The organism is Candidatus Vicinibacter affinis (assembly GCA_016714365.1).
Classification (GTDB): Bacteria; Bacteroidota; Bacteroidia; order Chitinophagales; family Saprospiraceae; genus Vicinibacter; species Vicinibacter affinis.
This window is the reverse complement of record JADJNH010000007.1, coordinates 420041-439352: the sequence shown is the minus strand read 5'-3', so window position 1 is coordinate 439352 and position 19312 is coordinate 420041. Positions and strand designations below refer to the sequence as shown.

The window sequence follows — 19312 nt, the reverse complement described above, 5'->3', positions numbered from 1 at the left end:
TATTGTAAACACTGACAAATTTACTTGATCCCTGAAGAAAAGCAGGAAATAATTTCCGGTTTAATTTGTAGGAGTATAGAGTAGAGATTTTTGGTTTGATGCTGAATTTATGGTAAGAACTTCTTCGTACTGATCTTATTACTTCTGTTTACTAAAATTAGTAAGTCCATTACTCATTAGCGAATTGTCAAATTAATCACAAGGTGTTTTAGTAAGTACTATTTTTTATCTTCGTTAGTTTGACGCTAGGAAGCATCAAACAACCCGGTTTTTTCGAGCTTCCCAGCTTGAAATTTACGGGGAGTTTTGCAGGTACTATTTGTAATCTTCATTATTAAAATATTAGCTAATTTTCAAAATTTCAAATTTTCTTTAATGCGTTGGTTATTTCGAGCTTCCCAGCTTGAAATTTACGTGGTGTTTAAAAATCCCAATTTTTATATACTTTTTTTTTATTTTCGGTTAGATTGACGCTTGGGAGCATCAAACAACCGAGGTATAATTTTCAAATACTTTATTTTTCAAATATTAAAATCATTATTTAGTTGGCTTCAAATAAATTATTTCCAAAGCAATTGAGTTATAAAAAAAATAAGGAGTTCAAAATATACCCTCTACCTCAAAATTATAAATTTGTTAATTTTATTGCCGATTTTTATAAAATACAACCCATTTGCAAAAAAAGATACATCAACTCTATCTTCAGCAATATTGGATAGCTTCCAAGAGCTGCTACCAAGTGAGCTAAATATTTCTATCTCTTGCGATTTATTTGGAATGATGATAAAATCTGTTGCTGGATTTGGGTATACTAAGTTCAACTCCTGTTCAATATCAGGCGAATTGTCGTTAAGGCTTGTGGTATAATCATAACACATTGAAGATTGTCTTCTGATGTCATGTTGAAACATCAGCCAGTCAGGCCCATTGCCAGTGCCAACGCTTACCATATAGGCTCTTCCATAGTTATTTTTTATAGTTGGACTCGCCACACCCCAACCCCCAACAAAAAAAGCATCAAGAGTCCCGTCATCATCAAAGTCCGAAATCAAAGGTGCATGATTGATATCAAATGGTGATTTTCCATAGTGGGTGGCAATATCCATATTAAATATCTCTGATCCATTTGATCCATTCAGAGCTATAAACTCACCAGCATAGGTCCCAAATATTACATCAAGAAAAGCATCACCATTAATATCTGCCAAAACAGTGCCTCTGAAGTTATATGAACTACTAGGCATCTCGTACTCCCATTTTACCAAGCCCGTGTTGGTTAGAGCTATGGTTTTATACCAACTTGTCAAAATAACTTCACATTCACCATCATTATCAATATCACCGATTACTGCAGGACAGGAAACTGCTCCCGGTCCTTGGTATGTCCAGTCTATGCTTCCATCATCCCCATTAATGCAGTAAAGATTGCTGTTATATGAACCAACTATTAATTCAGGTTTTTTATCGTTATCAAAATCTGCAACCGAAGTACCATGATATATATGACCGTGAATCGGAAGTGTCCATAATCTCTCTCTAGTCTTTCCATTAAAAGCATATAGGCTATCCTTGTTATCAAAATTCCATGTGCCTACTACAAAATCAAGTTGACCATCATTATTTACATCAACTATTGTAGGAGCTGTTTGTACCCAGGAATTGCGGTTTACCTGTAAATCCCATAACAATGTTCCCTTTTCGGCAGATAGACATCTAACCCAACCTAGAAATTCTCCATGAAGTATCTCAAGTTTTCCATCACCATCTAAATCAGCTATAGTTGGAGGAGAATCACTTCCCATTGTATTTGCTTGCCAGATGACTTCCCCTGTTTTACCATTGAGGCAAGTGGTTTTGGGAGTGCAAGAGCTTGCAATGATAACTTCTAAGAGTCCATCGCTATTAACATCATAAATGAGTGGAGCCACATCGTTACAACCTTCATCCGCCGGTGTGTGAGGAAAATAACTCCAGAGAACTGAACCATTCTCCGCATTGAGGGCATATACGCCGCCATCATTTCTATAACACCCAAAGACAATCTCAAGCTTGCCATCGCCATCTAAATCATCTGCAGCCGCCATTCCTGCTGAAAATGATTTGGTATCAAACCACCATTTAACGGTAGGAACTTGTGAAGTAAGAACATTAAAACTAAAGAGAGCAAGGGAAATAAATAAGAATTTAAAAGGCTTCATATTTTCCTAATTTTAAAAATAATGTAAAGTATAAATATACACACTGTCCAAAATAAAATAGAATCTCTATTACAAGTAAGTATTCATTGACAAAATTACTTTAAAAACGGTTATTATAAAAAAGAGCCGAGGCAAACGAAAATTGATCAATTTTTGAAGGAGGATTGTCTTTATTAGTTATTGGATTATTTAACCAATTCCAGGGGTCATTTTTACAAATAAATTTAGCCTGGGGAAAGAAATTAAATTGGAAAGATGCCATTTTTGATTAGATTTTGATCTGAGGTATGATAATAACAAAATTGCTGTCATGGAACACCACATCTGAATTTTTACTTCATTTGCCGATGTTCCAATAAAGGATTTTACTCTGAATAAGCGTGAAGTTTAGGGAGTGCTATTTTTTATTTTCGTTCGTTTGACCACGTACATTTTAATTGGTACTACTTTAAATAAACGTAATGTTTGACGCTGCGATGACTGAGCGATCTCTGCTTCAGCAGAGTATCGTGCGACAGCACGATAAGTGAAGGAACCGCGAAAGCGGATAACGGGAGAATTAGAGAATGAGAGAATTTGAAAATTAGCTAATGAGTTAATGCATTGTTGATTTGCGTGGTGTTGAAAATCCCAATTTTTATGTACGTTTTTTTATTTTCGTTTAGTTTGACGCTGGGATGACTGAACGATCTCTGCTTCAGCAGAGTATTGTGCGACAGCACGATAAGTGAAGGAACCGCGAAAGCGGCTAACGGGAGAATGAGAGAATGAGAGAATTTCAAAATTAGCTAATTAGTTAATTAGCTAATGAGCTAATGCATTGTTGATTTACGTGGTGTAGAAAATCCCAATTTTTATATAGGTTTTTTATTTTCGTTTAGTTTGACGCTGGAAGCATCAAACAACCACGAACTAAATTTCAAATACTACAATTTTAAAATTTTCAAATTCTCTAATTTTCAAATTTGTAAGTTCAATTAATAAGTGCAATTTTTTCAAGTAGCACTTGATTAGCAGTTAAATAATTAAATTTTCTTATAGGTCTGTTGTTTAACATTTTTTCAACATAACGGACCTGTTTATCGGTTACAAATATAAGATTTGTTTTCTTTGGAAAGTATCTCCTGATTACTCCTATTCTATTTTCGACTGTTCCTGTATGTCGTCAAAGTAATTTGAACATTTCACTAAGTAGTGTTTCAATTTAAATCAAAGCTAATTCTTTTTGTTTATAGTTATTAATATCATTAGGAAATAATTTTTCATACTCAATTTTTCTATCTCTAATACATTGTAGTTTAATTCTTTGCCTTTCTTTTAAAATGAGGTCTCCACGGCCAAAATACACATCTGCAGGAGTTAAATTTTCTAATGATTCATGATATCTTTCATTGTTATAAGTTTCTACAAATTTTTCTAAAGCTCTTTCCAATTCCTCAGGACAATAATAATTATCAAGTTTTACAACGTTTTTCATTGTCCTATGATAGCGTTCAATTTTACCTTGCGTTTGAGGATGGAATGGTCTTCCATGTATCTGGTCCATATCATAGCTATTTTTCAAATAATCTTTTAAATCAGAAGCTATATAGCAAGAGCCATTATCGGACAATAATTTAGGTCGTTGTTTGGTGACAATTTTAGCTTTTATAATAGCTCTATCAACGGTTCTTTTCACGTCTTCCACTTTCATGCCTTTGCAGAGTTCCCAGTGGACAATATATCTGCTGTAATCATCTAAAACGGTACTCAAGTAATACCAACCCCAGCCTAAGATTTTGAAGTAAGTAAAGTCTGTTTGCCACATCTGATTTACGAAAGCTGTCTTTTTACTAAATTCATCTGCTGCTGTGATAAAAATATGTGCAGGAGCCGTGATCAATCCTCTTTCTTTTAGAATTCTATAAACGCTTGATTCTGACATAAATATTTGTTGTTCGTCAGTAAGTTTAAAAGCAAGTTCCCTGGATGATAAATGAGGAAACTCCAACGCAAGTATGACCACAAGATTTTTTGCTCTTGTGGTATGCTGTTCCATTGCCTTCTGCTAGTGCGTTTACTTGGAGCTAAACCATCCACCCCATGATCTGAATAAGCCTTATACCAGTTATAAAAAGTACTTTTATTAAGCCCAATCTCTCGTAGAGTTTTGTTGACACCAAATTGTGAGCCAACTACAATATTGATTAACTCTTGTTTTTCCGATGCCGTAAATCTCATATACTTATTGAATTTTACAGTTAATCCAGCACGGACAAGCTTTTTTTACAATATCATATCGGAGCACCAAATCAGCTACCATCTCTTTTAAGCGCTGATTTTCCTTTCTAAGCTCTGTCACTTCATCACTTGTAGCTTCCCTGGTTGTATCACCAGATAATCGCTTCTTTCCAGCTTCCAAGAACTCTTTATTCCACTTATAAAATTGTGGCTCTTGGATAGAATACTTTCGACAAAGTTCTGCTACTGAGGTCTCTGCCCTCAATGCCTCCATAACAATAGTAATCTTCTGTTCTGAGCTGAAGGTCCTTCTAGTTCGCCTACGAATCTCTTTAATGAAGTTTTCTGTGGTTTGTTTCTTTTTTGTTTCCATGGTTTACAAATTTAATTGATCTTGGAAACACTATCTTATTTTTAATTATATTTGGTCCACTTTATGCTGACGATTTACACTGTTCCCTTGTCTTGACTTGTATAGGGCCTAGTAAAATACGTAGACACATTAAACAACTTTGCAATTTCATGATGACGACTAAAAGCCAGGTCATTATCAAAAGTTAAGGTCCGTGGCTTGTACTTGTTTTTCTTTATGCATGATATAATACCTTTCATAACATTTATACTATCCTTACCAGATAACTTTTTTATTCGGGTATGTAAACTAGCCCTATCTGTTAGCACTAATAATGCGGCTTTATGATTTTTGCCCATCATAAGGTCTACTTCTAAGTCACCCAATCGCTTGCGTTTGGATACAATAGATGGCCGTTTTTCTATTGGCGTTCGATTTAGAATAACTCCTCTGTTGTCTTTCCTGTTACCTCGTTTGCGTCGTCTCTTGCAGTGTCTAAGATACTTGTATAGGTCTTTATATTGTCTGTTTTCCTTGGTATTTGAGTGCTTACATTCCCATATCCACCGATAAATTCGTTCATGGCTTACCGCAGTTATGTTGTTCAATTTTGCAGCATTACTTATTAGTTCTGGACTCCACTTATCTATTTTGAGCTGATTAGCCACTATTGATTTTATCTTATCCGTAAATATTATTCGTTTCGGTTTGTTTTGATGTCGCAATATTGTCTTTCTCTGTGCATTGTTAGCTTTGTAAGTGCCTGCAGTTTGACCTCTTTGGGCAATATTTCTCTTTAATTCTCGACACACCGTAGATGGATGGACATCAATTTTTTCGGCAATCAATTTTTGCTTCATTCCGGCTTCAAATAAAGCCTCAATCTGGTATCTTTGCTCTAAGCTGACCTGGTTGTAATTTTTTGACATAGACAATCCAAAGATTGCACTACTTGGTCAAAAGGAAAAAAGCCCTTAAAAGCTTTTTTTCCTTTTTTTTGAAAAATTGCACTTATTTGTTGATCTCAGCATTCTCTAATTTTCTAATTTTCTAATTTACTTGTAGTCGCTTTCCATAAAATCTTCTGCAATCAGGCGCAATACTTTTTTTGCAAGGGAGAGGTTGTCATTTGTAATGACGTAATCGAAGTATTTGCAATATTCCAATTCTTCTGCGGCGCGCTGCAATCTTTTTTCGATTACTTCTGCAGACTCTGTGCCTCTTTTTGTCAGACGATCTCTTAAAACATCAAGGGAAGATGCTTTTACATAAATCGTAAGCACATTTTCATAACCTTGTTGTTCGACAAAGTGAGCACCTTTTACGTCGATGTCAAACAAAGCCATTTTTCCTGCCTTCCAGATGCGTCTGATTTCTGAATGCAGGGTGCCGTAATATTGGTTGGCATAAACTTCCTGATATTCAAACAGCTTTCCATCGCTGATCAGCTGTTTAAATTCATCTTGAGAAACGTAATAATAATTTTCTCCATCCACCTCGCCAGGTCTTGGGTTTCGGGTAGTTGCAGAAACAGAAAAGGAAAGATTCGGAAATGTTTCCAACAGGTAATTCGCCAGGGTGGTTTTACCACTTCCACTGGGCGCTGTTAGAATGATGATTTTTCCCTTGAGTGTACTCATAGAATGTTTGCGAGCTGTTCCTTAACTTTTTCCAGTTCGTCCTTCATCACCACCACCATTTTCTGCATGGGAGAATATTGAGCTTTAGCACCCAGTGTATTAATTTCACGTCCCATTTCCTGGCTGATGAAATTTAGTTTTTTGGATTTACTCAATACCTTGGTTTTAAGTTCATCGATGAAGTAATCGCAATGTTGCTTCAACCTTACTTTTTCTTCTGTAATGTCCAAACGTTCCAGGTAGTAAAGCAACTCCTGTTCGAATCTGTTTTTATCTATATTCTCATTGGAGAAAGTAGAGTTGAGAGATTTAAGTATTCTATCCTTCAGCATCTTGACTCTGTCTTGCTCATATTGTTCAAGGTCTTTAAGATGATCCATGATAATTTGTAAGCGAAGAATAAAATCATTTTCGATGATGGTCCCTTCAATGGATCTAAAGTCGTTTAGTTTTTCAATGGCTTCATTTAGGACCTGCAAAGTGAATTCAAATTCTTCTTCGTCCAGATCTGTTTCATGAGATTCGATCACATTGGGAAATTGAAGTATGGCATTCAGGATATCCGTTTTACCCAGGTCTATACCTAAATCCTGAATCTGATCGTAAAAAGATTTAAAGAGTTTTTTATTCAGGCTAAATTCATCGTCTCCTTTTGAAGATACCACAGATATTACTACATCCAGTTTACCACGGACCACCGATTCGTTGAGTAATTTACGCAGCTCCAGTTCCTTTTGTTTGTAGGCATTGGGAAGTTTAAGGCGGAAATCATTGATCTTAGAATTCAGACAGCGGATTTCTACGGTAATTTCTTTATCGCCGTATTGCGATTTTACGTGGCCGTAGCCGGTCATTGAATAAACCATGCAATTATTTTTTTGCGAAGGTAGGAAGAATCGTTTAATGTGGATCGAGTTATCAACCCGGTTAAATTTGTTGACTGAGTTTTAAGGATTTGGATTATTTTTGGGATATTCCGGCCGGTTTGCTTTTCTATCTTATTGATATAGAAAAGCTTAGAAAAAGTTTTTTTATAAAAAAGTTGCTTAAAAATTTTGAGTTCGGTTTAAAATTACGAAATTTGCACACTCTTTTAAGAGAAAAATTCATAACTGTCTAAATATCAAGCAAATGAGAAAAGCTGATTTGGTCTCTATAATCTCGGATAAGTCTGGAGTGCCTAAGGTTGATGTGTTGGTTTCCTTGGAAATGTTTTTCAAGGAAGTGAAGAGCTCTCTTGCAAATGGAGAGAATGTCTTTATCCGAGGTTTTGGTTCATTCGTGGTAAAAAAGCGGGCAAAAAAGATAGGCAGACACATTAAAAAGAATGTGGCCATTGAAATTCCTGAACATTATATACCTTCTTTCAAGCCGGCAAAGATTTTTGTGGACCATGTGAAGTTGGGTGCTGAACCGGAAGGGGCTTATGAAGATGATGTAGAAGAATAGGCATGTTGAGAAATCCCGGCCGAATTGCTTTACTTTTTTTAGGATTGATCGTCTTTAGTTATTTTGCTTTTGACATCGTTTCTGCGGATTTAAAGAATTCCGGTGATAAGGGTGACGACAAAATGTCTGTGACTTTCCAAATAAAAAAGCTGGCTGATGAGGCCGGCAAAGAACTTAACCCAGAACAGAAAGCTGAATGGGAAGAATTGATGAAAAGCTTAAATTCCAAAGGAGAAGCCAACGATGAGTTAGCTTCTTTGAAAGCCATTTCCGGATTCTGGTATCGCCAGCAAAGAATGGATCTGGCCGGTGGATATGCTGCGGAGGTTGCTGAAATTGAAAAGACTGCAGAGGCCTGGGGAATAGCCGGTACCACTTATATGGCCGGGCTGGATCAGATGAAAGTAGAGAAGGATCGTCTTTATTGTCGCGAAAATTCAGAAAAAGCATTTGATCGGGCTATTGCTCTTGCACCGGAAGAGCCACAGCATCAGATGAACAAAGCGCTTTGCATCGTAAAGATGCCGGGAGAGGAACCGATGAAGGGAATTCTGGCATTGTTGGGTTTGGAGAAAAAATTTCCCGACTATCTTCCGTTGCAAATTACGTTGAGCCAACTGGCTGTACAGACCGGACAGTGGGAGAAAGCAAAAAAACGACTAGGAGCGATATTGGAAAAAGATCCAGGTCAAAGAGAGGCCAATTGTCTGATGGTAGAAGTGATTGCGGGAGGACAATTGAGTGAAGATGTCGGTCCATTCAGGAAAATATGTGAAGCGAAATAAGTAATTGTTAAACTTCACAAGCCAAAAGATTTTAAAGAAACTATATATAAATTTATAATTATGCCTTGCGGTAAGAAAAGAAAAAGACATAAAATCGCGACTCACAAACGTAAGAAGCGATTGAGAAAAAACAGACATAAGAAAAAGAACAGATAGATTGATCAGGCGGGACAGAGGTGTTTTCCGAAGAGTTCGTGATTTAACCTTGACCAGGTGGAAGATATCATCCCAAGTCCAAAGTATTCTTTCTGAAGCTTGATTGATCAAGTGCAAGTCTTCGGAAACGATCCAAGAACCGATAAGAAATTTTTCTTGGGATCTTCCGGATCTTTCGCCATTTTCTGTTTCTATCTATCTGCCTCCTTCCCGCATCTAAAAAAGATGCATGGACAAAGAGTTAATTATCTCCGCCCACCAGGGTACCGTTGAGATAGCGTTACTTGAAAATAAACGATTGGTTGAACTGCACAAGCAGAAAGCCAATACGCTCTATAATGTAGGGGATATATTCCTTGGGCAGGTTAGGAAACTAATGCCCGGTTTAAACGCTGCATTTATTGACATCGGACACTCCAAAGAGGCCTTTCTGCATTACACAGATATGGGGCCCGTGTTGAATTCCGTAAAAAAGTACACCCACGATGTAATAAATGGCATTCAGACAAATCCTATGTTGGATCAGTTTGAAATTCAGCCTGACATCAATAAAAACGGCAAGGTGTCTCAGGTGCTGGATAAGAAAACTTTTCTGTTGGTTCAGATTCTGAAAGAACCCATTTCCACCAAGGGACATCGATTAAGTTGTGAAATCACCATACCGGGTCGGTTTGTTGTATTGACTCCGTTTAGTAATACCATTGCGATTTCCAAAAAAATTGCAGGCACAGATGAGCGAGAGAGACTCTTCAATTTGATAGAATCCATCCGGCCTAAAAATTTTGGAATTGTAGTACGGACTGCCGCTGAAGGAAAAAAAGTAGCAGAACTCCATGAAGAGATAAATCTATTATTGGAACGCTGGAAGCATATGCACCAGCAGCTGGTAAAAGCCAAACCACCTTTGAAATTATTGAGCGAGCTGGACAAAACATCCAGCATGATAAGGGATTTGTTGAATAAGAATTTTACCGGTATTCACATCAACGACCGGGAGATGTACCTCAGTATTAAGGAATACCTGAACAACAATCTTCCGGAAAAAAACAGTATACTGCATTTCTATAAGGGTACTAAATCCATTTTTGATACTCATGGTGTTAAAAGACAAATTAAATCTTCTTTTGGAAAGACTGCTACCTTACCGAGTGGAGCTTATGTGATCATTGACCACACAGAAGCGATGCATGTGATCGATGTCAACAGCGGTCCCAAAGTGCAGAAGATGGATCAGGAAAATGCTTCTATACAAGTGAATCTGGAAGCTGCTGAGGAGATCGCCAGACAACTCAGACTTAGGGATATTGGAGGACTCATCGTCATTGATTTTATAGACATGAAGAGCAACGAAAATAAGTTGTTGCTCTATAAGAAAATGAAGGAATACATGGAAGGCGACCGCAGTCAGCATACCATTCTGCCTTTATCAAAGTTTGGGTTGATGCAAATCACCAGGCAGAGAGAGAAGCAGGAGATGAGTATTGATACTGCGGAACTGTGTCCATGTTGCAATGGATCCGGCAAAGTCAATCCTACCATTCTTTTGGTGGATCAGATTGAAAGAGACTTGGATTTTATCATGCATACCAGGCCACCAAAAGATCCGATCTTAAAGGCTCATCCTTTTGTGATTGCGTTTCTCAAGAAAGGTTTTTTCAATTTTGGCTGGAAATGGTATTTTAAATACCAGAAAAGAGTAAAACTGGTAGAAGATCAGGATTTAGGAATGATACAATTCAAGTTTTTTGATGGTTCAGAGGACGAAATACGATTAAACGAATAGATGTTGCTTTTTTTCTAATTTTACCTTTGCAAAGCTGAATTCGTTTTGCAGGCAGATATGACGGCAGCATCCCGTAAAAAAGTACTTATTGCACCTCAGCACTGGGGCCTCGGACATGTTACGAGAACAATTCCTGTCATCCGCTACTTTTTAAATAAAAATTTTACGGTTGTACTGGCTTCATCGGGTGCAGGAAGCGATTTGCTAAGAAAGGAATTTCCACATCTTACTGTTTTTGATATTCCGGATTATGGAATTACTTATCCCAGCAGAAACATGTTTTGGAACATGACTTTCCAGATTTTTAAATTGCACAAGGCTATTCTTTTGGAGAAAATGGCCATCGGCAAAATCTGCAAAGAACAAAATATTGACCTGTTGGTGTCTGATGCAAGGTTAGGGGCTGCACAGAAAAGCATCCCATCTGTCATTATTTCCCACCATCTCCATATTCCGCTTGGTTCCAGGATAATTGAATTTATTTCAGACACCTGGATGCGTTTTTTTTATATGCAGTTTGATCAGATTTGGGTACCGGATTTTGGAGGTCCACATAACCTTTCAGGGGATCTGGCCCATCGATTTAAATCCGGCAAGCATCACTTTATTGGTCCATTAAGTCGTTTCAAGTTCATGAACCTACCTCAGCGGTACGACCTCTGTTTTGTTTTATCCGGACCTGAACCACAACGTACTTTTTTTGAAGAAAAGATTCTTAGCCAAATTGATGGATTGAGTCCAAGAAGGATGTTGTTGATCCGAGGTACAACCGCCGGAGTTGGCATACCACAGTCTGCACACCTGGAGGTGCGAGATCTGGTTACCTCTGAAGAATTAAATGAAATAATGTGTGCCTCAGGCTTAATTGTATGCAGAAGTGGCTATTCCACTTTGTTGGATCTTTCGGTGATACAAAAAAAGGCTCTACTCATTCCTACACCCGGCCAGCCTGAGCAGGAGTATTTAGGACGAGGATTAATGGCCAAAAGTCTCTTCTTGAATGTTAATCAGGATGATTTGAACTTATCAAAACATGTATTGGAAGCGATGGCCTATCCGGGGTACCTTGAATATCAGTCGTCCTCCGGGCTCGAATTTTATCTTGACCCGCTGGTCAATAAATTGATGAGGGAATAATTCCTTTCTAGGAAACTGTAAATTTTTACTGGAACTGATTGATCAAATAAAGCATCGTTGGTTTTCGAGGTTGTATTTTATAATTTGACAAATGCAAAACCCTTTCATTTTTTTAACATTACTTTAATATCTATCTTGAAGCTTAAATTAATACCTTTGCTGTTTGTGTAAACCTATGTCTTGGATCAGAGGAATCTTGTTATTATTGATCATTTTGGGGGATGTATCCCTCAGATGCGCAAGGTGTTTGGATACTTCTGTGCTTTACGAGCTGGCAGATTCCAATGCAGACAATTCTGAAAAAGAGACAAAAGTTTTTGATGAAGACAATTTCTACCAGCTTCGAATGGCTGCTACACCCCAACATTTTATTTCAGAAATAGAACAGCAACGCACTTCCATTTTTTCAGAAATTAATGGATACATTTCTACTTCTGATCCTAAATTACAAGATATTCCGCCGGAATTTCTGATCTGAGATTTTCAGATTTAATCTTCTCCTGCATTAAGCAGTAATGCAAATTTTCTTAGCTCTTAGCAGGACATTTCAATGTAATTCATATTAAATTTTACATCGTTTTTTCTTGAGCCAAATTGACTCCATTTTTCTTTGATAAAATCAAAAATAAATGGAAAAAATGAAAGGAAAGTCATGCATGAGTGCAAGCACAAAATATAAAATTCAGTTTTCATGAAAAAGTATTCAAATTATTTTTGGAAGGACATCCAGGCTGGTTTAGTGGTATTTCTGGTAGCACTTCCGCTTTGTTTAGGAATTGCGTTGGCGAGCGGCGCTCCGTTATTTGCCGGGATTATTTCAGGCGTAATAGGGGGTATTGTGGTAGGTTTTTTAAGTAACAGCCAATTGAGTGTAACTGGTCCCGCAGCAGGATTAACGGCCATTATTTTAGTGGCCATCAGCAGCCTTGGAGATTACAGTGCTTTTTTGATGGCAGTGGTAATTGCCGGATTGATTCAGTTAGTATTAGGCTTTGCGAAGTCAGGTACGATTTCTAACTATTTCCCTTCAAATGTTATTGAAGGCATGTTGACTGCGATAGGCATCATTATTATACTGAAGCAAATTCCACATGCGATAGGGTATGATAAGGATAATGAAGGTGACTTTTTCTTTATAGAAAAGGACACAGGTCACAACACTTTCTCAGGAATCATAGATGCAGTCAATTTCTCGCATCCGGGAGCTGTTATTGTCAGTTTGGTTTCCATAGCAATTCTGATCTCTTTTAATAAAATTAATTTATTGAAAAAAATAAAGATCATTCCCGGAGCTTTAGTGGTAGTTGTCTCAGGAATTGTATTGAATGAAATATTCCGCCATTTTCTACCGGAATATCTCATCAGTTCTGAGCATTTGGTAAGTCTTCCAATGCCCGGTTCAGTAGAGGAATTTTTAGGACAGTTTTCATTTCCTGCCATTGAATCCATTTTACGTCCGGATGTGTGGATCGTTGGATTGACGATTGCCATCGTAGCATCCATCGAAACCTTATTGTGTATAGAAGCATCGGACAGACTGGATCCTTTGAAAAGATTTACCAATACCAACACCGAACTTATCGCGCAGGGTGCGGGGAATATTTTAAGTGGTTTAATCGGTGGAATTCCAATGACCTCAGTAATTGTACGAACTTCAGCAAACATAAATTCCGGTGCAAGAACAAAAATTTCTGCTATTGCTCATGGAGTTTTTTTGTTGTTGGCTGTATTGATTATTCCGGGACTCCTGAACAAAATTCCATTGGCTTCACTTGCTGCAGTTTTAATTATGATTGGACTCAAACTGGCAAGTCCAGCAGTATTTAAGCACATGTGGGAAAGTGGAAAATATCAGTTTTTTCCATTTCTAATTACAGTTTTAGCAGTGGTGTTTACCGACCTTTTGAAGGGAGTTGGAATTGGTTTGATTGTGAGTATTTTCTTTATACTGAGAGCCAATCTCAAACTTGCTTATTTTTTTAAAAGGGAAAAGTATCATGAAGGAGATGTCATCACCATGAAACTGGCGCAGGAAGTTTCTTTTCTTAATAAGGCGGCCATTAAGCAAACCTTGAATCATCTTCCCGAAAATTCTAAGTTGCTGATAGACGCTTCAGATACTTTTTACATTGATCACGATGTGCTTCAGTTGATTCGTGAATTCAGAGACATCGGATCAAAAGAGAAAGGTCTGCAAGTTAGTTTAAAAGGATTTAAGGAAGAGTATCAAATGGATCATTCCATTGAGCATGTAACTTCCAATTAATTAAAATAAATAAATCATTCGATGAAAACGCATACTTCCGAAACTCAAGCGAGCATTTCTCCACAGAAAGCTCTTGATTATTTAAAAGAGGGAAACCTCCGATTCGTAAGCAATTTAAAGATAAACAGGAATCTGTTGCAACAAGCAAATGAAACACGCGACGGACAGTGGCCTTTTGCTGCCATTCTCAGTTGCATTGACAGCAGAACATCTGCAGAATTGATTTTTGACCAGGGGCTTGGTGATGTCATGTCCATCCGAATTGCCGGAAATGTAGTCAATACAGACATAATAGGAAGTCTGGAGTTTGCCTGCAAGGTTGCAGGGTCAAAACTCATAGTGGTATTGGGACACAGCAATTGTGGGGCCATTAAAGGAGCTTGTGACCATATAGAGATGGGCAACCTGACAGAATTGTTGTCAAAAATTCAACCGGCAGTTTATGAAGAAAGAACCGTTACAGATGCTCAATTAAGAAATTCAAAGAATATTGATTTTGTGGAACAGGTGACTGCACTCAATGTAAAAAGATCTGTCATTTCTATTGTCAACAGAAGTTACATACTTGAGCAAATGATAGAGAAAGGTGAAATTGCCATTATAGGTGCTGTTCATAATTTAGAAACCGGCATTGTTGAGTTTCTGGAGGATTCATTGATCTCTTGTAAAAAAGATATCAAATCCAAATTCGTTTCGTAAAATTAATTTTAAATCAACTACTATGCAATTCGTAACCAATAGATTTAATATATAATAATTCAATTTTTCAATTGAACATTTTAAAAAATCGTGATGAAAAAAAATTTAAAGGGTATTGAAGACTTCATTGATGAAATGAAGCATTTCTTGCCAAGCCAATTGTCCCTGAAGGATTTTATTCATCATAACACCTTGCATGCGTTTCAGGATTTAAAATTTAAAGAGGCAATTTTCAAAGCTTCTTATTTATTTGGATACCAGGTTACGTTTCAATTGGACGAATACAGAAAGTTATTTGAGCAAGGAAGAATTAGAGAACAAATACTTGACAGAGTCATCCTTCAAAATTTTGGGAAAGCTAGAATGCATGAAGTTAAATGGGATTTATTTCATCAGGAATATGATCAACACAGAGTTCCAAAAATCGGGCAGTTAAGATCTAAGGCGTGTGAATTATTTGGTTTAGATCTGGATAGAGAAGTTCATCCATTTCTTTTCAGAATATTGAGTCATTATCTGGATCAAGGGGTCTCCTTTTGGAATTGGCATGTTAGTCCTGATGGTTTTCTTTCGTCACTTCGGGCCTTAGAATCCAATGGAATAGTTAGTCTATATAAAACTAAGAAAGCGAGGGAGCTTTTTGTTGATCCGAACTTGGACATTGAAGATCTCCTCGAAATTTTGGTAGGAGATGAGCGACTTTACAAGCAATATTTGTTTGATCAGCAATTCAGTCATCATGGATGGTCAGGTTTTGTATCTGCTGTTGAAGATAATCCAGTGACCTTGTTGGACTCAAGAAAAATTTCTTTAAGGGAATTGATTTACTTTGAATTGTTGCTGGAGATTGATGCACTGGAATATAAGAAGAAAGGCAAATGGAAGCCATTGGGTAACTTTTTGAAAAACTATACATCGGAGTGGGATGAAAATTTTGCTTTATCTGAGTTGGATAAGGCTTTGTTAATTTGGCAGGAAGCATTTGAGTGGAGTTATTACGATGAAGTATTGGGAGGTATTTTGCAACATTTGCCGCAACCAGAAACCAGCCATCCGGATTACAGTTTTCAGGCTATGTTTTGTGTAGATGAGCGAGAGTGTTCTTTGAGAAGACATTTGGAAGGAACCGATGACAATTGTGCTACTTATGGCACGCCGGGATTTTTCAACGTCGAATTTTATTATCTGGCTGAAGGAGCCAAATTTTACGAAAAACTTTGTCCAGCACCTGTAACGCCCAAACATTTAATCAAAGCAATAAAAGGCAATCATAAAAGAAAATCTGAATTGTTGTATGGATCCGGGTCTCACCATCCAATAACCGGTTGGTTTTTTTCTACCGTATTGGGGTTATGGGCTTTTGCAAAAACTGTATTGATGCTTTTCAAACCCAGGATGAGTCCGGCCATTTCTGATGCTTTTGCACACATGGATGAAACCAGTGAATTGCAATTGGAAAGTTCAAATCCGCCTTTATTTGAGAATAATCTGCAATTGGGTTTCACCGTAATTCAAATGGCTGATCGGGTGGAAGCTTTACTAAAGAGCATTGGTATGGTCGATCATTTTTCACCGATTGTTTACATTCTGGCGCATGGATCAAGTAGCGCCAATAACCCACACCACGGGGCTCATGATTGCGGTGCATGCAGCGGACGTCCGGGTTCTGTAAATGCAAGAGTTTTTAGTTTGATGGCAAACCATCCGGATGTGAGAAAAATATTAGCAACAAGGGGAATTTCCATTCCTGAAAATACTTTTTTTATTGGAGGGATGCACGATACTGCGGCGGATGAAATTCGATTTTTTGACGTGCAAAAACATCCTGATGCAGTAAGAGAGATGCATCAACAAAGATTGAATAATTTTCACACGGCCTTGGAGTTGAATGCAAAGGAACGATCCAGAAGATTTGCTTCAATCCGAACTCAAAATTCAACTGGTTCTATCAGAAAGTCCATTAAGAATAGATCCGTTTCATTATTCGAACCCCGACCTGAACTAGGACATGGGACGAATTCAGTATGCATCATTGGCAGGCGAAGTATTTCAAGACGTTTGTTTTTGGACCGCCGCGCATTTTTAAATTCCTATGATTATAGAATTGATCCGGAGGGTAAAATTTTAACTGCCGTCATGCGACCTATAGGTCCTGTGTGTGGTGGAATAAATTTGGAGTATTATTTCTCCAGAATGGACAATCATAAATTTGGAGCAGGCACCAAGTTACCCCATCATGTAATTGGGTTATTTGGTGTCACGAACAGTGTTGATGGGGATTTGAGACCCGGCCTTCCTGTACAAATGATAGAGGTCCATGATCCGGTAAGGTTATTGATTGTGGTAGAACATTATCCGGAAATTATTTTAAAGGCTATTCAGAGTACACCAGAAATGTATGAGTGGTATATAAATGAGTGGGTTCATTTAGTTTGCGTATTTCCTGGGCGAGCCGAAATGTTGACATTTAGGGATGGGGAGTTTACGCCCTATACCTGTATCAAAAGTGACATTAACCACCATGAAGATTTTCATCGATTGGTGGAATCTGCAACTGAGATGGAAACAAACCATATTCTGGATGCTACTAAAGAAAATTTGCCTGTTTACACCATCAAAAATTAATTGTTATGATCTCTCAAATTTTACTTTCGTTGGTGTTACTCCCTTTAGTGGCATTATTTATTTTGCTTTTTATCGAAAGTAAAAGAGAGCGTCTTATTTCCAGTTTGGTTTTAATTTCTACCATTACCGGTTTGTTTATGTCCTTACTTGCATTTTTGTATTGGATGCTGGGTGAGGGAAAGCCTATTTATCATAAAGTGGGAAGCATTTACAGTCATCACGATTTTGATTTTATTTTTGGTTTTTATTATGATTTAAATTCAGGTGTATTCCAATTGCTTGGCGCCCTGTTGTTTTTTGTAGTAGCGTTGTTCAGTAAATTTTATATGCACAGAGAGGAAGGATTTAAGAGATACTTTTTCGCCTTTCTTTTTTTTATGACCGGTTATAATATTGCAGTGCTGTCCGGTAACTTCGAAAGTTTTTTTGTAGGATGGGAAATCATTGGAATCTCCTCTTTTTTATTAATTGCCTTTTACAGGGATCGGATTTTGCCTGTACGAAATGGTTTTAAAGTTTTGTCATTTTACCGATTGGGAGATATATTTTTAATTATGGCATTATTTCTTTGTCATCATCTATGGCACAGGAATATTCAGTTTGATGAGTTGACGCAAGAAAATATTGTCGGAAGTTTATCAAGTTCTCAGGAGTCATTATTACTTTGGTTGAGCTTGTTCATCGTTTTGGCTGCACTGATTAAGTCCGCACAATTTCCATTTTCCAGTTGGTTGCCGAGAGCTATGGAAGGTCCCAGTTCGTCGAGTTCCATATTTTATGGATCTCTGGCTGTGCACCTTGGAATTTTTTTATTGTTGAGAACTTTTCCTTTATGGTCTCATGACTATTTTATCAGGGGACTTTTAGTTGCAGTTGGTTTGATCAGTGCCATTTCGGGGACTTTAATTTCGCGGGTGCAATCCGGAGTAAAAAGTCAATTGGCCTATTCGACTGTTGTTCAAATTGGATTCATGTTAATGGAGTTAGGATTTGGTTTAAATGGATTTGTTTTATTTCATGTGGTGGGACATTCATTTCTAAGGGCATATCAATTTCTGGTATCGCCATCTGTGCTTAGTTATTTGTCCCATCATATGATTTTTCATTTTAAACCAAGAGTTAAAGTGTTGCGCAGCAATTTTCTCGAGCGTATTCATTCAGCGATTTACTTATTTTCTATCAAGGAGTTTGGTCTGGATTATTTTATGTACCGTTTTCTGTGGACGCCTTTTAAGAGATTGGGTACTTTTATACAACTGAAATTTCAATTTTTGTCCATATCAGTTTTGGTGTTGTTTTGCAGTTTAATTATGCTTAGGAATTTCGTAAGCCAATCGTATGTTCTGATGATTGACCATCAGTTGCCGTTGTGGAGTGCAGGAGTAGGATTGATTATTGTGTTGACGGCCTTCAGTTCTGCGGGCAGACCGTTGGACCAATGGTTAAAAATTTGTCTCTCGCAAGTTTTTACTGTATTTGCGCTTAGCTATAATAAGCCTTTAGGTTTGACTCAATTGTTTTTGTACCTCGCGGGTTTGATGTTAGCTGGAACATTGGGATACGTTTGTCTGGTAAGGGTGGAGCGTAAAGAAAAATCTTTGGGAATGAATAAATACCACGGCCATGTTTATGAGTATCGAAAGCATGCTTTGTTTTTTCTGCTTGCATGTTTGGGGTTTGCAGGGTTTCCCATTACAACCACTTTTATAGGGATTGATTTATTTCTTACCTACATTCATTATCATGAGTGGCTTATGCTCACCTTTTTATGTTTAAATTATTTGTTTCTCGAATTAGCCCTGATCAGAATTTATATTCGTGTTTTTCTTGGGCCACACATTAAACAATATCATCCCATCGCATTCAGGGCTTCATAGTCTCAAAAGATTTAATCTAGATAATTCTGTATAAAGTCAGATATTCGTATGCATTTCAATTTAGGCAATTAGCATAAATGGCCTAGATGGATGAAAAGCAGTTGTTTAAAATTCACTAAAAAATC

General features: G+C 37.4%; 13 protein-coding genes and 1 pseudogene. 9 read left to right on the top strand and 5 right to left on the bottom strand.

Annotation, left to right across the window (positions count from 1 at the left end):
- Nucleotides 1-614 precede the first annotated feature (614 nt).
- The 5 genes and pseudogenes from IPJ53_16650 to IPJ53_16630 form a co-directional block, all read right to left on the bottom strand.
- The gene (locus IPJ53_16650; protein ID MBK7800731.1) at nt 615-2198 is read right to left on the bottom strand and encodes a VCBS repeat-containing protein; all 1584 of its coding nucleotides are present in this window, start codon (nt 2196-2198) and stop codon (nt 615-617) included.
- Between the two features lie 1204 nt (nt 2199-3402).
- Nucleotides 3403-4791, bottom strand: a pseudogene (locus tag IPJ53_16645) (IS3 family transposase).
- A 74-nt stretch (nt 4792-4865) separates the two neighbouring features.
- Complete coding sequence (locus tag IPJ53_16640) at nt 4866-5699, bottom strand: IS30 family transposase (GenBank protein ID MBK7800730.1); 834 nt, start codon at nt 5697-5699, stop codon at nt 4866-4868.
- Between the two features lie 126 nt (nt 5700-5825).
- Entirely contained in the window at nt 5826-6410 is a 585-nt protein-coding gene (gmk, locus tag IPJ53_16635; protein ID MBK7800729.1) for a guanylate kinase, read from the bottom strand.
- Entirely contained in the window at nt 6407-7276 is an 870-nt protein-coding gene (locus IPJ53_16630) for a YicC family protein (protein MBK7800728.1), read from the bottom strand. Before IPJ53_16630 ends, gmk begins: the two co-directional genes overlap by 4 nt.
- 265 nt (nt 7277-7541) lie before the next feature.
- Between IPJ53_16630 and IPJ53_16625 the strand changes: the two genes are divergently transcribed.
- The 9 genes from IPJ53_16625 (at nt 7542) to IPJ53_16585 (ending at nt 19187) form a co-directional block, all read left to right on the top strand.
- A complete protein-coding gene (locus IPJ53_16625) occupies nt 7542-7859 on the top strand; it encodes an integration host factor subunit beta (GenBank protein MBK7800727.1) in 318 nt (105 codons plus the stop codon).
- A 2-nt stretch (nt 7860-7861) separates the two neighbouring features.
- On the top strand, nt 7862-8644 hold the full coding sequence (locus IPJ53_16620) for a hypothetical protein (protein MBK7800726.1): 783 nt from the start codon (nt 7862-7864) through the stop codon (nt 8642-8644).
- Nucleotides 8645-9029: 385 nt separating this feature from the next.
- Nucleotides 9030-10583 carry an Rne/Rng family ribonuclease gene (locus IPJ53_16615; GenBank protein ID MBK7800725.1) on the top strand — a complete coding sequence of 518 codons (1554 nt, stop codon included), beginning with the start codon at nt 9030-9032 and terminating at the stop codon, nt 10581-10583.
- A 57-nt stretch (nt 10584-10640) separates the two neighbouring features.
- Entirely contained in the window at nt 10641-11720 is a 1080-nt protein-coding gene (locus IPJ53_16610; GenBank protein MBK7800724.1) for a glycosyltransferase, read from the top strand.
- Between the two features lie 175 nt (nt 11721-11895).
- Nucleotides 11896-12198, top strand: a complete 303-nt coding sequence (locus IPJ53_16605) for a hypothetical protein (protein ID MBK7800723.1) — start codon at nt 11896-11898, stop codon at nt 12196-12198.
- Between the two features lie 213 nt (nt 12199-12411).
- On the top strand, nt 12412-13986 hold the full coding sequence (locus tag IPJ53_16600; protein ID MBK7800722.1) for a SulP family inorganic anion transporter: 1575 nt from the start codon (nt 12412-12414) through the stop codon (nt 13984-13986).
- A 21-nt stretch (nt 13987-14007) separates the two neighbouring features.
- A complete protein-coding gene (locus IPJ53_16595) occupies nt 14008-14685 on the top strand; it encodes a carbonic anhydrase (GenBank protein MBK7800721.1) in 678 nt (225 codons plus the stop codon).
- A gap of 93 nt (nt 14686-14778) precedes the next feature.
- Nucleotides 14779-17310: a DUF2309 domain-containing protein gene (locus IPJ53_16590; GenBank protein MBK7800720.1), complete on the top strand. Its 2532-nt coding sequence runs from the start codon at nt 14779-14781 to the stop codon at nt 17308-17310.
- 5 nt (nt 17311-17315) lie between these two features.
- Nucleotides 17316-19187, top strand: a complete 1872-nt coding sequence (locus IPJ53_16585) for a hypothetical protein (GenBank protein MBK7800719.1) — start codon at nt 17316-17318, stop codon at nt 19185-19187.
- The last annotated feature ends 125 nt before the right edge of the window (nt 19188-19312 follow it).